Below are 19,366 nucleotides of genomic sequence, written 5' to 3'. Positions count from 1 at the left end.
CCGGAAAGCCAAGCTCATGACCGTCCCGCCCCGGCTTCTGTTTCCCGTTCCCCAGCCCACGGTGCCGGTGGTGGGCCCCACGGGCGAAGATATCGCCCTTTTCCCCGTCCACCGGATCTATTGCATCGGGCGCAACTATGCGGCGCATGCGCGCGAAATGGGATCCGACCCCACGCGGGAACCGCCCTTCTTCTTCCAGAAGCCGGCCGACGCCGTGCAGGTGGTGAGGCCGGGCACGGTGGCCGACCACCCCTATCCCACGCTGACCCGGAACTACCATTACGAGGTGGAACTGGTGGCGGCCCTCGGTATCGGCGGCCGCGACATCCCGGTGGAGCAGGCGCTGGACCATGTTTTCGGCTATGCCGTCGGCCTGGACATGACCCGGCGCGACCTGCAGCGCGCCATGGGCGACATCAAGAAGCCGTGGGAGATCGGCAAGGCCTTCGACCGCGCGGCACCCATCGGCCCGCTGCACCCCGTTTCCCAGCTGGGACACCTGGCGGCGGGGGCCATCACCCTGTCGGTGAACGGCGCGGTCAAGCAGTCCTCCTCCCTGGACCAGATGACCTGGAAGGTGGCGGAGCAGATCGCCAACCTGTCCCAGGCATTCACCCTGCTGCCCGGCGACCTCATCTACACCGGGACGCCGGAAAACGTGGGACCGGTGGTGCCGGGCGACGTCATCACCGCCCATATCGACGGCCTGCCCGACCTGTCGCTCAGGATCACGGAGCGGGAGTAGCGCCGATCCCGCATACCGGTCGCGGTCGCGCCTGTGCTAAGCATGGCCCGTCTTTTTTCCGCGCCGGCATTCTGCCCGCCGCATCCCGAGGTTCGCTGGTCCCGTGTCGAAGAAGCCTAAGCAGAAGCCGCAGCACACCGCCACCCTGCCCCTGGTGAGGCGCCTGGCCGGCAACTACCTGCGGCCCTACATCGGCATGGTGTTGCTGGCCAGCATCCTCATCGCCATCAACGCCGGCAGTTCGGCGGTGCTGGCGCAGAAGCTGGTGCCGCTGATCGATGAGGTGTTGAGCGGCAAGAACCCGGGCTATCTGCGCACCTTCGCCATCATCGTCTTCATCACCTTCGTGGTGCGCGGCTTCTCCGGATATTTTTCCGCCGTGCTGATGAACAATGTCGGCCAGCGCCTGGTGGCGGCGCTGCAAAAGCAGCTCTACAACCATCTGATCAAGGCCGATCTGGCCTACCTGCACTCCCTGCCGTCGGGCCAGCTGGTCTCCAGCCTGGTGAACGACGTGAATCAGGTGCGGCAAGGCACGGCCGAGGTGCTGACCAACTATGGCCAGAGCGCGCTGACGCTGATCTTCCTGGTGGGGGTGATGTTCCAGCAGGATTGGCTGCTGGCCACCATCTCGCTGACGGTCGTGCCCTTCACCACCCTGATGCTGAGCCGCATGACCGGCCGGCTGCGCCGCGTGGCGGGCCGCACGCAGGCGGCGCTGGGCACCTTCGCCAGCCTGCTGACCCAGACCTTCCAGGGCGCCCGCCATGTGAAGGCCTACGGCATGGAGGCGTATGAGCAGGCGCGCGTGGCCACCATCGCCGACGATTTGCGCAAGCTGACCAACAAGTCCTTCCGCGTCTCCTCCTCCCTCATTCCCATCAATGAGATCCTGAGCGGCCTCATCTTCGTCGGCGTCATCGTCTATGGCGGGCTGGAGGCGGCGGCCGGGCACAGCACGGCCGGCACGCTGACCAGCTTCACCGGCGCCTTCCTGCTGGCGTTCGAGCCGCTTAAGCGCCTGTCGAAGCTGCAGACCCAGCTTCAGGTCAGCCTGGCGTCGGCGGAGCGCGTCTTCGCCTTGCTGGACACGCCGCCGACCATCGTCGACCGGCCTGGCGCCACGGAACTGGCCGTGGCTTCCCACGGCATCCATTTCCAGGACGTGCGCTTTTCCTACCAGGACGGCACGGTGGCGCTGGACGGCGTCACCCTGGACGTGCCGGCGGGCAAGACCGTGGCCCTGGTGGGGTCCAGCGGGTCGGGCAAGACCACCATCCTGAACCTGATCCCCCGCTTCTACGACGTCGGCGGCGGGGCGGTGACCCTGGGCGGCGTGGACATCCGCGACGTCACCCTGTCCTCCCTGCGCGCCGCCATCGGCCTGGTCAGCCAGGAGACCGGGCTGTTCGACGATACCGTGCGGGGCAACATCGCCTATGGCCGCCTGGCGGCCACGGATGAGGAGATCGAGGCGGCTGCCAAGGCGGCGGCCGCGCATGATTTCATCCTGGGCCTGCCCCAGGGCTATGACACGCGCGTGGGGGAGAACGGGGTGAAGCTGTCCGGCGGCCAGCGTCAGCGCATCGCCATCGCCCGCGCCATGCTGAAGAACGCCCCCGTCCTGCTGCTGGATGAGGCGACCTCGGCATTGGACAGCGAATCCGAACGCCTGGTGCAGGACGCGCTGCGCCGCCTGCAGCAGGGCCGGACCACCGTGGTCATCGCCCACCGCCTGTCCACCATCGTCGATGCCGACCGCATCTATGTCATCGACGGCGGCCGGGTGGTGGAATCCGGCACGCACGATGAACTGCTGGCGCTGGACGGCGCCTACGCCCACTTCCACGCGCTGCAGGCCGGTGGCCATGGCGCGGTGGCGGAGGTGGACGCCGTCGCCCAGGGGCAAACGGCCGCGGTGGGCTGACGATGGGGGACGGGGCGATCACGAATATCCTCGTCCTGATCATCCTCATCATCGTGGGCGTCTCCGGTGCCGTGTTCACCGGCCTGATCTTCATGCTGGTGCGGCAGGGCGGGGCAGCCCTTTTTGTCAATCCTCGCATGCCCGATCCCGGGGCGCCACCTGACGGCTCCGGGCTCCGGGCGGTCGCCTACCCCACCCCCGATGGGGTCACGCTGACGGCTTGGGCGGCGGAGCCCACGGGCGGGGCGAAACCAGTGGTCCTGATCCTGGCCGGGCCCGGGCAACGGCGGACCGAGTTGGCGGGGTTGGCTTCAGCTCTTGTGGTTGCCGGCTATGGCGTCATGGTCACCTGCCGCCGTCCGCTTTCCCTGACAATGGGGGATTGGGGGGAGGCGGCGCTGCTGGCTGATGTCCGGGCAGCATTGGATTACCTGACCGCCCGGGGCGTCTCCGGCTCCCGCTTGGTCATCCTCGGCATTTCGGCGGCCGCCGCGCTGGCTTTGCACATGGCTTGGGAGCGACGCCCGGCGTCTGTCGTGCTGGCGGCGCCGCCCACGTCCGGCGCCGGCCTGCTGGTGGGGCGCTGGCACCTCTCATTCCTGGTGGACCTGGCCAGCAATCCCTTGGCGGTGATGGATCGGCTGAAGGCCGCGGCACCCGCCTGCCCCCTGCTGGTGCTGCACGGTTTGGCCGACCGTGTCGTGCCGCCCGCCCTGGGCCAGGCGGTATTCAAGGCGGCGCCGGAGCCCAAGCAGGCCGCCTGGATCAAGGGTGCCGGCCATCACGATTTGTGGGCCAAGGGTGGCACCGAGGCGCTGTTGGACTTCCTGGCCGGGCGCAGGACGCCGTCGGTAATGTTGGAGCAGGAGGCGCCATGGCGGGCGCCGGGCCTGCCGGTGCCCAAGCCTTAAGCCGGCTCCTCATCCACATACCGCCGCAGCCGGAAGGCGCAGGAGCCATCGGCGTAATAGTCCTCCTCCACCGAGGTCTGGTGGAAGCCCAGGCCATAATACAGCGCCCGGGCGGCGTTGTTCTCCGGATGCACCTCCAGCGACAGCCACTGGTGGCCGGTGGCCCGCACATGGTCCAGGGCGGCGTGCATCATCGCCTTCGCCAGGCCCCGGCCGCGCTGGTCGGGGTGGGTCGCCAGTGAATAGAGGCGCAGGCCCCGGGTGCCCCGGCGGGACAGCAGGACGGCGCTGGCCGCCAGCTGCTCGTCGGGCCCGTCGATCACCAGCACATGGGCGGAGGGCCGCTCCAGCAGGCGGCGATAGCTGCGCCGGCCCATGCGGTTGAACTGGAAGCAGATCGTTTCCAGCATCAGCAGGGCGTCCAGGTCGGCCAGGGTGGCCGGCCGGGGGGACGAAAGGCGGGGGGTGGGGGGTGTCGTCATGGTCGCCAGGGTAAAGGGCCGGGGGCTTGGGACCCTAATTAAAACCCCTTTATCTTCCCGCCCAGGCATTGCCATGGAGATTTAATGGCCGGGACCCGGACACTGGGGGCACCACGGCGGTATGGGCCGTGGGGCATCTCCAGGAAGAGATCATCATGGCACGCACCATCGTCATCGAACGCGGCCCCTGCGGCCTGTGGGCCGCCCACGACAGCGCCGGCCTCATCGGTGGCCTCTTCACCGAACGGCGGGCCGCCTTCGCCTTCGCCGCGTTCCAGCCAGGCCACCCCACGGTATTGCTGCGCGGGGCCGGTGGTGACGGACGTACCCGCCCGGCCCTCGTGCGGCAGTAGGGGTGGACGGCCATGCCGGACTGTTCCACAGCCGCTTACCCCAAGCCCGACCGCAAGTCCCCGACCCTCCGTCCGCCGTCCCCCGCCGACCTGGTGATCGTGGTGGAGCGGCGGCGGGATTTCCGCTGGCCCGACCCCGGTGGCCGGGTGATGACGGCCGGCGCCTATGTCGCGGCCACGACCGGGCGGCCCCGCCGGGTCATCAACCTCTGCCGCCACGCCGACTATCTCTCGGCCGGCTACTACGCGTCCTTGCTGGCGGAGGCGCGGGGCGACCGCGTGATCCCGGCCCTGCGCACGCTGGCGGATTTCGCGGGCAAGGCCGATCTGGCCGATGCAGTGGCCGATCTGAACGCCGGCTTGGTAAATCTGCCGCCCCCGCCACCGGGCCTAACCCGGCACACCGCCGCCGTCTATTTCGGCCGTACGCCGGAGCCGGGCCTGGCCCCGGGCTTGGCGGATGTCGCCGCCCGGCTGTTCCAGCGGCTGGACTGCCCGCTCATGCGCCTGACCCTGGCCCATGATGATCGGGCCGGCTGGCGCATCGACGGGGTGGCGCCCTTGGGGCCCGACGCCGTGCCCCGCGACCATGACGCCTTCTTCCTGGACGCGCTGGACGCCTACGTCCGCCGCCGCTGGCAGTGTCCCCGGGGGCCGGCAGCGCCGTCGTTCACGCTCGCGGTGCTGCACGACCCGGACGACTCCCTGCCGCCCAGCAAGGCGGCCACCCTGTCCCACCTGGCCCGGGTGGGCGCGGACCTGGGGGTGCGGGTGGAGGTCATCGGCCGCCGCGACTACCGCCACCTGGCGCGGTTCGACGGCCTGTTCATCCGTGAGACGACGGCGGTGCCCCACCACACCTTCCGCTTCGCCCGCAAGGCGGAGGCGCTGGGCATCCCCGTGGTGGACGATGCCACCAGCATCCTGCGCTGCACCAACAAGGTCTATCTGGCGGAAGCGCTGGCGGCCCATGGCGTCGCCACGCCCCGCACCCGGCTGGTGACCCGCGCCACGCTCGCCGATTTGGCGGCGACGCAGGGCTTCCCCGCCGTGCTGAAGGTGCCGGACGGCGCCTTCAGCCGGGGGGTGGAGCGGGTGATGGACATCGACGCCTTCCACCGCGTGGCGGCCCGTCTGCTCGCCCGGTCGGAAATCATTCTGGCGCAGGAGTATCTGCCCACGGCCTTCGACTGGCGGGTGGGGGTGCTGGGCGGCGAGGTGCTGTTCGTCGCGCAATATCATATGTGCCCCCGGCATTGGCAGATCGTTCGCCACGGCGCCGACGGCAGCCATGACGAGGGCGCCACCCGGGCGGTGGCGGTGGCCGACACGCCCCCGGCCGTCCTGGCCGCGGCGCTCACGGCCGCTCGCCTGATGGGCACCGGGCTCTATGGCGTGGATTTGAAACAGATGGTGACGGGCCCCAGGGCCGGGGAGGTGGTGGTGATCGAGGTGAACGACAATCCCAACCTGGATGTGGGGGCGGAGGACCGCGCCGCCGGTTCCCTGCTGTGGCGCCGGGTCATCGGTCACTTCCTGACCGCCGCCGGCCGCGCGCCCCTGCCCGGCAGCACCAGCCTGTCACCGGCGGACCTACCCCTCGCCGAGCGTGCCGCCCTGGCCCGGACGGCCGCGGTCCGGGCCGCCGTGGCCTGAGGTCGCGCGGGACCGATAGGGCGGGGCAGGGGAGCGGGGCGCCGCCGGCATGCGGCGCCTTCGCTTTTTTGGTTGGAAGCGTGCGGGCCTGCGGGTATTCAAGGCGCTTGGTTTAACCGGCCCGTGGTGGGTGCGCCTTGCGCGTGCCCGTCGCGGTCCGCCTGTTTCCCTGCGAATGGGCCGTCCATGACAGGGCGCCCCCGCCAGGACCCAAGGACGTCGTACCCCATGCTGCGCTTTTCACCGCTCAAGTCCGCGCTGATCGCCCTGGTCTGTTTCCTGGGCGTGGTGTTCTCCCTGCCCAGCCTGATCAACAGGGACTATCTCCCCGGCTGGATAGCCGACCGCCATGTCAATCTGGGCCTGGACCTGAAGGGCGGCTCCTACCTGCTGCTGCAGGTGGACAGCGACGCGGTGGCCAAGGAACGGGTGGAAAGCCTGATCGATGAGGCGCGCACGGCCCTGCGCACCGCCAAGGTCCCGGCCAGCAGCTTCACGCCGGCCGGCCGCGCCGTGGCCATCGCGCTCAACAGCGCCGACGACGTGGACGCGGCGCGCAAGGCGCTGAACACCATCGCCACGGCCGCGACCGGCAGCGGCGTGCCGGAGATCGACCTGCGCGTCGACGGCCAGACCATCACGCTGAGCCTGACCGACGCCGGCTTCAAGGAGCGCATCGACAAGGCGATGGCGCAGTCGCAGGAAATCGTCCGCCGCCGCATCGATGGGACAGGCGTGAACGAGCCGGTGGTGGCCCGCCAGGGCAACGACCGCATCCTGGTGCAGCTGCCCGGCGTGGAAGATCCCAGCCGTATGAAGGAAATGATCGGCAAGACCGCCAAGATGACCTTCCGTCTGGTGGTGCAGGATGAGCCGATCCGCGCCGACGGCGTCGCCCCCCCGGGCACCCAGCTGCTGTCCACGGCCGACGGCCGGCCTGAGCGCAAGGTGCTGGTACGCAAGAAGGTGGAGGTCGACGGCGCCAACCTGACCGACGCCAGCCCCACCACCGACCAGAACGGCCGCTGGGTCGTCAGCTTCCGCTTCGACAGCATCGGCGCCCGCCGCTTCGCCGAGACCACCACCAACAATGTGGGCAAGCCCTTCGCCATCGTGCTGGACGACAAGGTCATCAGCGACCCCATCATCCAGGAACCCATCACCGGCGGCCGGGGCCAGATTTCCGGCAGCTACACCGCCCAGTCGGCCAACGACCTGGCCGTGCTGCTGCGCGCCGGCGCCCTGCCGGTGCCGCTGACGGTGGTGGAGGAACGGACCATCGGGCCGGAACTGGGTGCGGACAGCATCAAGGCCGGCCTGACCGCCGTGGGCGTGGGCTTCGTCCTGGTCGTAGCCTACATGCTGGTCAGCTACGGCATTTTCGGCGTGTTCGCCAACATCGCCCTGCTGTGCAACCTGTTCCTGACCCTGGCCCTGCTGGGCATCCTGCAGGCCACGCTGACCCTGCCCGGCATCGCCGGCGCCCTGCTGACCCTGGGCATGGCCGTCGACGCCAACATCCTGATCAACGAGCGTATCCGCGAAGAGCTGCGCAAGGGCGCCACGCCGCTGGGCGCGCTGGAGGCCGGCTTCTCGAAGGCCTATGCCACCATCACCGACAGTAACCTGACCACGCTGATCAAGATGGCCATCCTGTTCTCGGTGGGCACCGGCACCATCAAGGGCTTCGCCGTCACCATCAGCCTGGGCATCATGACCTCGATGTTCACGGCCACGGTGGTGGCGCGCGCCATCACCGCCAGCTGGTTCCGCCGCTTCCGGCCCAAGACGCTGACCGTGGGCACCCGCCTGCGCCCGGCGCCGGACCACACTAACATCTCCTTCATGAAGGGGCGGCACATGGGCATCGGCATGTCGGTGCTGCTGTCCGTCGCCTCCGTCATCCTGTACTTCCATCCCGGCCTGAACTATGGCGTGGACTTCGCCGGCGGCGTGGTCATCGAGGTCCGCACCGAAGGCCCGGCCGACTTCTCCAAGCTGCGCGCCAAAATGGAAACCCTGCACCTGGGTCCGGTCCAGCTGCAGCAATTCGGTTCCCCCTCCGACGTGCTGATGCGGCTGGAACAGCAGTCCGGCGGTGACGCCGCGCAGCAGGGGGCCGTGAAGGCGGTGCAGGACGAGCTGAACAAGGACTTCCCCGGCGCCGTCATCCGCCGGCAGGAAGCCGTGGGCGCGTCGGTCAGCGCCGAACTGTTCCACGACGGCATGCTGGCGCTGGGCCTGGCGGCCATCGCCATGCTGGCCTACATCACCTTCCGCTTCGAATGGCAGTTCGGCATCGGCGCCGTGGTCACCATGCTGCTGGACGTGACCAAGACCGTGGGCTTCTTCGCCATCACCGGCATGCAGTTCAACCTGACGTCCATCGCCGCCATCCTCACCATCATGGGCTATTCGATCAACGACAAGGTCGTGGTCTATGACCGGGTGCGTGAGAACCTGCGCCTCTATCGCAAGATGCCGCTGCGCGAGCTGATCGACCGCAGCATCAATGAGACGCTGAGCCGTACCATCGGCACCTCCCTGGCCATCTTCCTGGTGACGGTGCCGTTGGCCCTGCTGGCGGGCGAGCAGCTGCGCGAGTTCGCCTGGGTGCTGCTGTTCGGCATCGTGCTGGCGACCTCGTCCTCCATCTTCATCGCCGCCCCCATCCTGCTGTTCCTCGGGGAGAAGAGCTTGCGCCGGCCGGTGCCGGCCGATGGCGCCGCCGCCGCCCCGGCCAAGCCGGCGGCGTGACGGTAGACACCGTCTCGGGTGCGTGCGAACGCCGCGGGTGAGATCACCCGCGGCGTTCGTGTTTTGGGGGGCGGTCGCGTGAGCAACACCCATGCCACACCCGAAATCCAATAAAACCAAATATTTGCGAATTTGCACCGAATAAATATGCAACCAGTCCGGCAAGATTGGCCGGGTGCTGGGCAGAAATTGCCGGGGCGATTTTGCCGATTCGTTTGCAGGGATGTTCAGTGATTTCCGCGACGGTGATCAAAGCCTAATGATTACAGAAAGGTAAACGTTGGTCCCTGGGTTGCGATGCTTGAGGTCGCGCATCTGCGCAGCCTTGGGCGTGGCCGGGGGACCATCAGGCGGCCGCGTCCCGGGGTTCCTTTAACGGGGAGCACCCAATGCCATGAGTTCAGTCGCCGCCTCGGGTTCGTCCCAGTCGCTCTACAGCGCCTGGCAGGCCCAATTGGCGTCGCGGATGCAGACCGCCGCCACCAACGACGCCAGCACCACCTCCACCACGTCGACCGGCACCAGCACCACCGACGCCGCCAGCCTGCTGGGCGGGTCCAGTTCCGGTGTGTCCGGCAGCCCCTACAGCTTTCAGCTGGGCAACCTGCTGGTGACCATCCAGGACATCGGCGACACCACGTCGCAAGACGGTTCCGGCACCTCCGCCAGCGGGGCGTCCGGCATGGGCGGCCCGCCGCCGGGCCCCCCGCCTGGTCCGCCGCCCGGCGATGACGGTTCCACCACCGGTGGCACGACCAGCGGTACCACCGATCCGCTGATGAGCCTGCTGTTGCAGACGGCCTTCGGGACGTCGGGCACCAGCGCCACGGACGGCGCCACCAGCGCCACGACGGCCAGCGCCACGACCACGGACGGGACGACCAGCACCGACGGTATTTCCAAGTCGGCGTTCGAATCCGCGTTCGGCACCGGCACGGGCGCCAGCGAACTGGCGGACAAGGTGTTCGCGCAGCTTGATAGCGACGGCGACGGCACGATCAGCCAGTCCGAGGCGCAGACCGCGCTGAAGTCGGCCGGTGGCGGCCATCACGGCGGTGGGCACCACCACCACGGTGGCGGCGGCATAGGGGGCGGCACCTCCTCCAGCCAGGCGTCCACCCTGCTGAGCGACACCAGCGCGACGGATGACAGCGACCCCACCTCCGCCGCCAGCATCCTGGGCGCCATGGACGAGACGTCGTCGTCCAGCACCACGAGCAGCGCCACTACCGGCAGTGGCGCCAGCACCACGACCGCTTCGACCGCCACCGCCTCCTCCAGCAGCAGTGCCGCGGGCAACAGCGTGACCATCGATGGTGTGACCATCGACACCAGCACCATGCTCAGCGGCTCGGCGCTGGCCTTCATGGCGCAGTTGCAGGGCCAGCTGGCGGCCGCGTAAGCGCCGTCGCCTTGATTTGGGTGCCGGCCCCCAAAAGCGGGGGGCGCCCGCCAGACCATCGATCCGGCAGCGGCGGCATGAAACCATGTCCCGCCGCCTGCGGATCATCCGTTCCGGCCCCATTCGCAGGCGTGCAAGAGGGCTGGAGATCGCAGAAATGCCTGGAACAGCGGTTGCTAGGCAGGGCATGCGCGCGTCCTTCGCGCGTCCTTGGGGGCGGCAACCGGTTGGGGGAAGCGGCGCCCCAGGTCTTACCCTAGCGCGGAGCACGCCCCCCCATGACCTCCATCTCCTCCACGGGGTCCTCCCAGTCGCTCTACAGCGCCTGGCTGGCCCAGATAACGTCCTCCAGTGGCGCGTCGTCCACCGACACCACCACCGGCACGACCGACAGCGGCAGCACCAGCGACACGACGTCGACCCTTCTGAACAGCGACGGCACCACCGCCAACGGTCTCAGCAATCCCTACACCTTCCAGATGGGCGGGGGGCTGTTGAGCATGCTGCAAGGCATCAGCGACGGTGATGGTGACGACACGTCGTCCACCACCGCCAGCGGGTCCTCAAGCACCACCTCTTCCGACAGCACCGCCTCCGGCTCGGGCGACGCCCTGCTGGACCTGCTGTTGCAGACAGCCGGTGGCACCTCGTCCAGCGCGTCCAGCGCGTCCAGTGACAGCTCCACGTCCAGCGACACCTCGACGAGCAGCAGTTCCAGCAGCAGCGGCATTTCCCAATCCGCCTTCGAGTCCGCCTTTGGCAGCGGCACCGGCAGCTCCGCGCTGGCCGACGAGGTGTTCTCCTCGCTGGACACCGACGGCGACGGGACCCTCAGCCAGTCGGAGGCGCAATCGGCCTTGCAGTCGTTGGCCGACGGCGGCAGTTCCCAAGGCGCGGACGGCATGGGCCCGCCGCCACCGCCACCGGGCGGCTTCGGCGATGACGGCTCGTCGACGTCCACCAGCACGTCCTCGTCCAGCACCAGCACGACCACCAGCACCGCCAGTGCCAGTGATGGCACGTCGTCGTCCAGCAGCGGCACCAGCAGCATCACCATCGACGGTGTCACCATCGATACCAGCACGGTGCTGAGCGGCTCCGCTCTCGCCTTCATGGCGCAGTTGCAGGGCTCCATGGCGGCGTGAGGCTGAAACGCGCGACGCCGCCCACGGGTCACCCCGGGGCGGCGTCGGTCAGGACAGGGTCACAGGTGCCGGTGTCAGTCCAGCTGGACCAGCTTGACCTTGCGGTTCTCCATGGCCAGCGCCAGCTTGCCATGCTTCAGCTTCAGCGCCTGGCTGCCGAACAGGTCGAAACGCCAGCCCTGCATGGCGGGGACTTTGGCGTCGTCATCGGCGGCGATGGCTTCCAAGTCGGCGGCGTTGGCCACCAGGCGGCTGGCCACATCCTCATCATCGCACACCAGCTTCAGCAGCACGCGCAGCAGTTCCACCGTAGGGGCGATGCCGGCCGGCAGCTCGGCCCGAGGCTCCGCCCGGGGCAGGGCGCTGTCGGGCAGGCTGCGCGCCTTTTCGATGGCGGCCAGGATTTCGGCACCGTAACGACCCGCGGCCATGCTGGGGCCCAGGCCACGCGTGCGGCCCAGGTCATCCACCGTGCTGGGGGTGTGGGCGGCGATCTCCATCAGGGTCTCGTCGCGCACCACGCGGTTGCGCGGGATGTCCTTGCGCTGCGCCTCGCGCTCACGCCAGGCGCACAGCTCCTTCAGCACGGCGATGAAACGCGGCTTGTCGGTGCGGGGCTTCAGCCGGCGCCAGGACTCTTCCGGGTCCTGGCGGTAGGTGTCCGGGCTGGTCAGGATGGCGATCTCGTCGGCCAGCCACTGCTCGCGGCCCGTCTTGTCCAGGCGGCGGCGGATCTTCTCATAGGCCGGGCGCAGGTGGGTGACGTCCGACAGGGCGTAGGTCAGCTGCCGGTCGGTCAACGGCCGGTTGGACCAGTCGGTGAAGCGGCTGGACTTGTCGATCCGGGCGGTGGTCAGCTTGGTGATCAGCGTCTCGTACCCCACGCTGTCGCCGAAGCCGCAGACCATGGCCGCGACCTGGGTGTCGAACAGGGGGGCCGGCACGGTCCCGGTCAGGTTGAAGAAAATCTCCAAATCCTGGCGGGCGGCGTGGAAGACCTTCAGCACGGCGGGGTTGGCCAGCAGGCCGAACAGCGGCGACAGGTCGATGCCGTCGGCCAGCGGGTCGATGGCGGCGGCCTCGTCGGGGCCGGCCACCTGCACCAGGCAGAGCTGCGGGTAGTATGTCTTCTCCCGCATGAATTCGGTATCGACGGTGACGTACGCGGCGGAGGCCAGGCGGTCACAGAAGGCGGAGAGGTCGGCGGTCGTGGTGATCAGCGTCATGAGGCCTTTCACATACTATAGGTGGCCGCGAATGCCTAGCCGGCTCTTGCGCCCGCCGTAGCCGGCGCCCGCCCCGGGAAGCCGTCCGCCCAATGACAGACATAACCGGCGACGCCGACGGCGGCCAGCAGCAAGGTCAACGCCACGGCCACGGATCGGCGACCGCTTTCCCGCAAGGGGCGCTCCACCAGGTGGGTGCTGACCGCCGAGATGGCGATGCTGAGCAGCAAGCAGATCAACTGCGGGACCTTGGTTGGCTCGCTGCCGATCACCGGCAGCGCCAGGCGTGGCAGCACGCCGTGCCACAGGTAAAGTGAATAGCTGATGCCGCCCAGCCAGACGGCGGGCCGGGTGGACAGAAGCGTGCGGTTGACCCAACCCCGCGGGCCGGCCAGCAGCAGGCAAAGCGTGCCCAGCACCGGTAGCGCCACGTGCCAGGCGGGATAGTTGATTGGCCCGCGCACGAGGACCAGGGACAGCAGGATCAAGCCCAGGCCAACCAGCGACGCGGCCGAGGCCATGCGCGGGTCGGCGGGGCCGCTGGCCGCCCCGCTGTCGCCGCGACCGCGGACCCAGTGGGCCGCCAGCGCGCCGGCCATCAGTTCCCAGGCCCGCGCCAGGGGAAAGATATAGGCGTGGAAGCCCGAGGTCGCGTAGACCGCGAGATGGACGGCGGCCGAGGCGGCGAGCGCCCCCCCCAGCAGCAGCGGGCGATTGAGGCGGGCGCGGTGGATCAGCCAGACCGCCAACGGGAAGATCAGGTAGAACTGCTCCTCAAGCGCCAGCGACCAGAGATGGCGCAGGTGTTTGCCGCCGTCCGGGATCATGCCGGGGCCTTTGTAGGCCAACCAGGCGAGGTTCTGCACGAACAGGGAGCACTCCGCCGTCGTCAGGCCCAGATCGCGCAACTCCACGGCGGACAAGCTGAACCAGCCGATAACCAGGCTGGTCGCCAACACCAGGATCAGGGGCGGGAAGATGCGCCGCGCCCGATGGGCATAGAAGTCCTTGAAGCTGAAGCGGCCCTGGTCCAGCTGGCGGAAGACGATTCCGCCGATGAGGAAGCCCGAGAGGACGAAGAAGATGTCGACGCCGATAAAACCATGCGCCGCCGTGTTGGGAAACATGTGGAAGGCGCTGACCAACAGGACGGCGACCGCCCGCAAGCCGTCGATATCGGCGCGGCGGCCGCTGGAAGAGATCATGAAAGTCAGTCAACAATATATATATTTCAGGATCTTAGACTATTTCCCCACGCCTGGCTTGTCAATGCGCTGCGCCAGGGGAGATGTTTTGGCGCCGGACCGCCCGGACACGCTGATGCTGCGGGGCGACAGCCGCGCCGCGCCCGGCTTGACAACCCGCCCCCCAGCGGCCCTAGTGTCGCAACCTTGCCCGCGCCCCATTCGGGGCTGCGGCGCGCCGTCTATTGCAACCGCACACGTCAAGGCCCGGCCCCATGCATCCCTATCGCTCCCACACCTGCGGCGCCCTGCGTCTGGAAGACGCCGGCAAGACCGTCCGCCTCTCCGGCTGGATCCACCGCAAGCGTGATCATGGCCAACTGCTGTTCGTCGACCTGCGCGACAATTACGGCCTGACCCAGTGCGTGATCGATATCGACAATCCCGGCTTCAAGCTGCTGGACGGGACCCGCCTGGAATCGGTCATCACCGTCACCGGCCGCGTGGTGGCCCGCACCGCCGAAACCATCAACGACAAGCTGCCCACCGGCCATGTCGAGGTGAAGGTGGATGAGATCGTGGTGCAGAGCGTGGCCGACCCGCTGCCCCTGCAGGTGAACTCCGACCAGGACGCGGGCGAGGACATCCGCCTGCGCTATCGCTTCCTGGACCTGCGCCGCACCAAGATGCACCGCAACATCCATCTGCGCTCCAACGTCATCGCGTCGGCCCGCCGCCGCATGATCGAGGCGGGCTTCACCGAGTTCCAGACCCCCATCCTGACCTCGTCCTCGCCGGAAGGTGCGCGCGACTTCCTGGTGCCGGCGCGCAACCACCCGGGCAAGTTCTACGCCCTGCCGCAGGCGCCGCAGCAGTTCAAGCAATTGCTGATGGTGGCGGGCTTCGACCGCTATTTCCAGATCGCCCCCTGCTTCCGTGACGAGGACAGCCGCGCCGACCGGTCGCCCGGCGAGTTCTACCAGCTCGACTTCGAGATGAGCTACGTGACGCAGGACGACGTGTTCGCCGCCATCGAGCCGGTGATCCACGGCATCTTCACCGAGTTCCGCGACTTCACCGGCACGGCCAAGACCGTCAGCCCCTATCCGTTTCCGCGCGTCCCCTATGCCGAGAGCATGCTGAAGTACGGCAACGACAAGCCGGATCTGCGCAACCCGCTGGTGATCACCGACGTGTCGGCCGTGTTCCGCCGCGACGATGTGGAGTTCAAGGCCTTCCGTGGCGTGCTGGACAAGGGCGGCGTCGTCCGCTGCGTCAAGGCGCCGGCCGTGGGCGACAAGCCGCGCAGCTTCTTTGACAAGCTGAACGACTGGGCCCGTGGCCTGGGCGCGCCCGGCCTGGGCTACATCCTGTTCGAGAACGGCGCCGGCAAGGGCCCCATCGCCAAGTTCGTGCCCGAGGCCGCCCAGGTGGTCTTGCGCGAACTGACCGGTGCGGTCGACGGCGACGCTGTGTTCTTCGTCTGCGACCTGGAAGGCCCCGCCGCCAAGCTGGCCGGCCAGGCCCGCACCCGCATCGGTGAGGAGCTGGACCTGATCGAGAAGGACGCCTTCCGCTTCTGCTGGATCGTCGACTTCCCGATGTATGAGAAGGATGAGGAGACGGGGAAGATCGACTTCTCCCACAACCCCTTCTCCATGCCGCAGGGCGGCCTGGAGGCCCTGACCAGCATGAACCCGCTGGACATCAAGGCCTTCCAGTACGACATCGTCTGCAACGGCATCGAACTGTCCTCGGGCGCCATCCGTAACCACAAGCCCGAGATCATGTACAAGGCCTTCGAGATCGCCGGCTACACCGCCGAGGATCTGGAAACGCGCTTCGGCGGCATGCTGTCGGCCTTCAAGCTGGGCGCCCCGCCGCACGGTGGTTCCGCCCCCGGCATCGACCGCATCGTCATGCTGCTGGCCGATGAGCCCAACATCCGCGAGGTCATCGTCTTCCCGCTGAACCAGCGCGCCGAGGATCTGCTGATGCAGGCCCCCAACGCGGTGGACGCGGCCCGGCTGAAGGAACTGTCGATCAAGCTCGACCTACCCAAGCCCAAGATCACCACCGAAGCCAAGGAAGGCTGAGGCCGGGGTTTCTTCGCGAGGCGGAGTGTAAAGGCGGGCGGCGTCCTTCGGGGCGCCGCCCGCTCTTTTATGGGCGTCATTGGAAGACGCCGACCTTTGGTATTCCGGGAGCGGGAGTGGCGGTGGTGAAGGCCGAGACGGGCGGCCGCCCTACTGCCAGTCTTCCAGGCGCAGGCCCGGCACCCGCAGGAATTCCCGCGTGTTGTGCGTGACCAGGGTTAGATCGCGAGCCAGGGCCTGCCCGGCGATCAGCACATCGTAGGGGCCAATGGGCGTGCCGGCGGCCGCCAGGTGCGCCCGGATAAGGCCCGCCTGGCGGGCGTCCTCCCGGTCGAGGTCCAGGACGGGGAAACGCAAGGCCTCAACGCGTGCCATGTTCTCCGCCGCGCGCTGGCTCTTGGCGGCCCCGAAATAAAGCTCATGCGCCACAATGGCGGGTAGGCCGAAATCCTCCGGCCGGTACTGCCGCATCCGATCCAGGAAAGCGGCGTGTCCTTTCATCACCGCGATGACGGCGTTGGTGTCCAGCAGGAATTTCACTCGAAGAAATCCAGGGCTGGGCGCCTCTGATCATCGGGCCGTTCCGTGGCCGCCTTCGCGAAGTCCTCATCCACCGGGCCGGTAACCTCCACCAGCCAATCCCAACTGTTGGCGATGGGTTCCAGGATCACCGCGTTGCCGTGACGGCGGATGCGCACTTCCTCCCCTTCGAACCGGAAGTCCTTGGGCAGGCGCACGGCCTGTGATCGGCCGGACCAGAAGAGCTTGGCGGTATCCATGGCATCCTCCTTTGATATCTATCAAAAAGATATACCAAAGGAGTGCGCTCGGCAAGGGAGGCTACTCTTCGGCCCCAGGAACTGCCGCGTGACGCGAAAGCCCGCCCGGTGCGCGCCACCGGCGCTGTGAACGCCTGCGCCATGGGGCCGGATTCCTGCAAAACACTCGACGGGGCAGGGGGGCAACTCCAAACAACTCCACACACCGGACCCTTAGGGTGGGCGCGTTCATGGGTGCGGTGCGGTAGGAATTCCGCGCCGCACCATCGTGACCATGACAATGGCGGGGTGGGTGATGGTGGTTCATCGACGCGCGTACAGCGCGGCGCAAATTTACGTCCATTGGGCCGGTGCCGCGCTGGTGATGGCGCTATTCGCCACCGCATGGATTCGGGAGGGTATCGAGGACGCCGCCCTGCGGCGGCTATTGCTGGATTGGCACCGGCTGGTCGGCCTGGTCCTGATGGCGCTGTCCGCCATCCGGTTGGGCCTGCGGCTGGCGCGACCGGCGCCGCCGCCGGTGCCGGGAATGCCGGCGTGGCAACACGCGCTGGCGGGTTTGGTCCATGGCGGGCTCTATGCCCTTCTGTTCCTGCAACCGTTAAGCGGCTGGTTGCTGGCGTCCGCCCGGGGGCGCGCCCTGGACCTGTTCGGCTGGCTGCCGTTGCCGGTCCTGATCGCCAAGAGTGCGGAGCGGGCGGAATGGCTGGGCCTGGCGCACGCCTTCCTGTCCTGGGCCCTGCTGGCGCTGGTCGGCCTGCACGCCGGCGCCGCCATCGGCCATGCCCTGATCCTGAAGGACGGCACGCTGAACCGCATGCGTCCGCGCGGCCGCGGCTTCCCCGCCTCTTCCCCGGTCACCGAATCGTGAGGCTGTCCATGTCATCCCCCCTCATGCCGCCGCTTGCCCTGCTGGTCATCGTGGCGGGCGCCCTGATGACGGCGCCCGCGCGCGCCGTCCCGTCCTTCTCCGACCAGACCGGCCAGGCGTGCAGCGCCTGCCATGTCGGCAGCTTCGGCCCGCAGCTGAACGCGCACGGCCGCGCCTTCAAGCTCACCGGCTATGCCGACGGCCAGGCCGACCGCCAATTCCCCCTGGTGTCCGGCATGGCCGAGCTGTCGCTCACCCACACGGCGCAGGGGCAGGACGGCGGCGCCGCCCCGGGCTTCGGCGCCAACGATGACGTGGCCGTGGATCAGGTCAGCGTCTTCGTCGCCGGCCGGATCTACGACCATCTGGGCGTCTTCTCGCAGACCACCTGGGATGGTGTCGGCCACCATATCTCCTGGGACAACACCGACGTGCGCTATGGGCGCGAGGCCACCCTGGCCGGGCTGGAGAGCATCCTGGGCCTGTCGGTCAACAACAGCCCCACCGTGTCCGATCCCTATAACACCACGCCCGCCTGGGGCTTCCCCTATGCCGCCGCCAAGCTGGCGCCCCATCCCGCCGCGTCCACGCTGATCGAGGGCGGGTTGGCGCAGCGGGTGGTGGGCATGACGGCCTATGGCCTGTTCTCCGACCTGGTTTATGTCGAGTTCGGGGGCTATCGCTCCCTGGGCGGCGGGCCGCTGAACACTCTGGGGGTAGGCATCGCCGATGGGCAGGTGGTGAACGGCACGGCACCCTATGGCCGGGTGGCGCTGCAATACGAGGATCTGCAGCATTCGGCCGCCCTGGGCGCCTTCGGTCTCTCGGCCCATGTCTTCCCCAACAACGACCGCAGCGCCAGCACCGACCGCTATACCGATGTGGGCCTGGACGCCAGCTATCAGTGGCATCCCAACCGCAACCACACCCTGGGGGCCAATGCCACCGCCATCCTGGAGACGCGGTCCCTGCCGGCCAGCGTGGCCTTGGGGCTGGCCGACACCCCATCGGGCCACCTCAACAGCTATCGCCTCAACACCTATTACTACTTCCAGCAGACCTACGGCCTGACCGCCGGCGTGTTCCGCAGCACCGGGTCCGGCGACGCCACGCTCTATGGATCGGATCCCCTGGCGGGCAGCGTCAACGGCAAGCCGAACTCCAGCGGCTACATCCTGCAGGCCGACTGGACGCCCTTCGGCAAGACGGAGTCCTGGATGGCGCCCTGGGCCAACCTGCGCCTGGCGCTGCAATATACCGGCTACACCCAGTTCAACGGCGCCACCAGCAACTATGACGGCGCCGGCCGCAACGCCTCCGACAACAACACGCTGTGGCTCCTGACATGGTTGGCTTTCTGATGGCGCGTTCCCTCCTCACCGGCCGGCGGGGCCGGGGCCTGATCCGGGTTCTGGTAGTGGCCGCGCTGTCGGTCCTCTTGCCGGCGGCGGGTCGGGCGGCCGACGCCGCCCGGGGTGCTGACCTGTTCGACAACTATTGCAGCGAATGCCACACGACCCGCGCCGGCGGCGGTTCGCGCAGCGCGCCCAACCTGTTCGAGCTGATGGGCCGGCGGACCGGGGCGGTGGAGGGCTTCGCCTACTCCGACGCCAATCGCAACGCCGGTTGGGTGTGGTCCCCCGACACGCTGGACCCCTACCTGACCGCGCCCAAGACCGCCATGCCGGGAACGGTGATGAAGTTCCAGGGCGTCAAGGACCCGGGCGAGCGGGCGGATCTGATCGCGTTCCTGGCGACCTTGCACAAGTGATGGGGCGCAAGTGATTGGGGCACCGGCGTCGCCAGTCGCTCAGCCTCCCCGGTCACGTGCC

17 protein-coding genes are annotated in these 19,366 nt (G+C 68.4%); 12 read left to right on the top strand and 5 right to left on the bottom strand.

Annotation, left to right across the window (positions count from 1 at the left end):
• The first annotated feature begins 16 nt into the window (after window positions 1–16).
• The 3 genes from FHS74_RS10370 (at window position 17) to FHS74_RS10360 (ending at window position 3,583) form a co-directional block, all read left to right on the top strand.
• Entirely contained in the window at window positions 17–745 is a 729-nt protein-coding gene (locus tag FHS74_RS10370) for a fumarylacetoacetate hydrolase family protein (protein WP_184800117.1), read from the top strand.
• Between the two features lie 103 nt (window positions 746–848).
• The gene (locus tag FHS74_RS10365) at window positions 849–2,672 is read left to right on the top strand and encodes an ABC transporter ATP-binding protein (RefSeq protein ID WP_343066900.1); all 1,824 of its coding nucleotides are present in this window, start codon (window positions 849–851) and stop codon (window positions 2,670–2,672) included.
• 2 nt (window positions 2,673–2,674) lie between these two features.
• Complete coding sequence (locus FHS74_RS10360; protein WP_184800116.1) at window positions 2,675–3,583, top strand: alpha/beta hydrolase; 909 nt, start codon at window positions 2,675–2,677, stop codon at window positions 3,581–3,583.
• Here FHS74_RS10360 and FHS74_RS10355 read toward each other — a convergent pair.
• Window positions 3,580–4,065 (bottom strand): GNAT family N-acetyltransferase, encoded by a 486-nt coding sequence (locus FHS74_RS10355; protein WP_184800114.1) that lies wholly within the window; start codon window positions 4,063–4,065, stop codon window positions 3,580–3,582. The genes FHS74_RS10360 and FHS74_RS10355 overlap by 4 nt on opposite strands.
• Window positions 4,066–4,220: 155 nt before the next feature.
• On the opposite strand from FHS74_RS10355, the gene FHS74_RS10350 reads away from it, so the two are divergent.
• From FHS74_RS10350 to FHS74_RS10330, 5 genes are all read left to right on the top strand, one after another.
• The gene (locus tag FHS74_RS10350) at window positions 4,221–4,418 is read left to right on the top strand and encodes a hypothetical protein (RefSeq protein WP_184800112.1); all 198 of its coding nucleotides are present in this window, start codon (window positions 4,221–4,223) and stop codon (window positions 4,416–4,418) included.
• A 12-nt stretch (window positions 4,419–4,430) separates the two neighbouring features.
• On the top strand, window positions 4,431–6,074 hold the full coding sequence (locus FHS74_RS10345) for a RimK family protein (RefSeq protein WP_184800110.1): 1,644 nt from the start codon (window positions 4,431–4,433) through the stop codon (window positions 6,072–6,074).
• A 228-nt stretch (window positions 6,075–6,302) separates the two neighbouring features.
• Window positions 6,303–8,831 carry a protein translocase subunit SecD gene (gene secD, locus FHS74_RS10340; protein ID WP_184800108.1) on the top strand — a complete coding sequence of 843 codons (2,529 nt, stop codon included), beginning with the start codon at window positions 6,303–6,305 and terminating at the stop codon, window positions 8,829–8,831.
• 394 nt (window positions 8,832–9,225) lie between these two features.
• Entirely contained in the window at window positions 9,226–10,233 is a 1,008-nt protein-coding gene (locus tag FHS74_RS10335) for an EF-hand domain-containing protein (protein WP_184800106.1), read from the top strand.
• 278 nt (window positions 10,234–10,511) lie between these two features.
• A complete protein-coding gene (locus FHS74_RS10330; protein WP_184800102.1) occupies window positions 10,512–11,378 on the top strand; it encodes an EF-hand domain-containing protein in 867 nt (288 codons plus the stop codon).
• 74 nt (window positions 11,379–11,452) lie between these two features.
• Here the strand turns inward: FHS74_RS10330 and rnd are convergent, their stop codons facing one another.
• Together rnd and FHS74_RS10320 are read right to left on the bottom strand one after the other, a co-directional pair.
• Window positions 11,453–12,604 carry a ribonuclease D gene (gene rnd / locus FHS74_RS10325; RefSeq protein WP_184800100.1) on the bottom strand — a complete coding sequence of 384 codons (1,152 nt, stop codon included), beginning with the start codon at window positions 12,602–12,604 and terminating at the stop codon, window positions 11,453–11,455.
• Window positions 12,605–12,639: 35 nt separating this feature from the next.
• Window positions 12,640–13,809: an acyltransferase family protein gene (locus tag FHS74_RS10320; RefSeq protein WP_184800098.1), complete on the bottom strand. Its 1,170-nt coding sequence runs from the start codon at window positions 13,807–13,809 to the stop codon at window positions 12,640–12,642.
• A gap of 254 nt (window positions 13,810–14,063) precedes the next feature.
• On the opposite strand from FHS74_RS10320, the gene aspS reads away from it, so the two are divergent.
• Window positions 14,064–15,884 (top strand): aspartate--tRNA ligase, encoded by a 1,821-nt coding sequence (gene aspS, locus FHS74_RS10315; RefSeq protein WP_184800096.1) that lies wholly within the window; start codon window positions 14,064–14,066, stop codon window positions 15,882–15,884.
• Window positions 15,885–16,034: 150 nt separating this feature from the next.
• On the opposite strand, the gene FHS74_RS10310 is transcribed toward aspS, so the two are convergent.
• Window positions 16,035–16,424: a PIN domain-containing protein gene (locus FHS74_RS10310; protein WP_184800094.1), complete on the bottom strand. Its 390-nt coding sequence runs from the start codon at window positions 16,422–16,424 to the stop codon at window positions 16,035–16,037.
• A complete protein-coding gene (locus FHS74_RS10305; RefSeq protein WP_184800092.1) occupies window positions 16,421–16,663 on the bottom strand; it encodes an antitoxin in 243 nt (80 codons plus the stop codon). Before FHS74_RS10305 ends, FHS74_RS10310 begins: the two co-directional genes overlap by 4 nt.
• Before the next feature lie 295 nt (window positions 16,664–16,958).
• Here FHS74_RS10305 and FHS74_RS10300 point away from each other — a divergent pair, with 295 nt between their 5' ends.
• From FHS74_RS10300 to FHS74_RS10290, 3 genes are read left to right on the top strand one after another with little or no spacing between them, the layout of a single operon-like run.
• Window positions 16,959–17,534 (top strand): cytochrome b, encoded by a 576-nt coding sequence (locus FHS74_RS10300; protein WP_184800090.1) that lies wholly within the window; start codon window positions 16,959–16,961, stop codon window positions 17,532–17,534.
• 8 nt (window positions 17,535–17,542) lie between these two features.
• Window positions 17,543–18,895, top strand: a complete 1,353-nt coding sequence (locus FHS74_RS10295; protein ID WP_184800088.1) for a cytochrome C — start codon at window positions 17,543–17,545, stop codon at window positions 18,893–18,895.
• Entirely contained in the window at window positions 18,895–19,305 is a 411-nt protein-coding gene (locus tag FHS74_RS10290; protein ID WP_184800086.1) for a c-type cytochrome, read from the top strand. The genes FHS74_RS10295 and FHS74_RS10290 overlap by 1 nt, the downstream gene beginning before the upstream one ends.
• The last annotated feature ends 61 nt before the right edge of the window (window positions 19,306–19,366 follow it).

Origin of the sequence: Nitrospirillum iridis (assembly GCF_014205765.1) — a bacterium.
In the GTDB taxonomy this organism is placed as follows: Bacteria; Pseudomonadota; Alphaproteobacteria; order Azospirillales; family Azospirillaceae; genus Nitrospirillum; species Nitrospirillum iridis.
The sequence above is the reverse complement of the archived record's forward strand: the minus strand, read 5'-3'. Positions and strand labels throughout refer to the sequence as shown.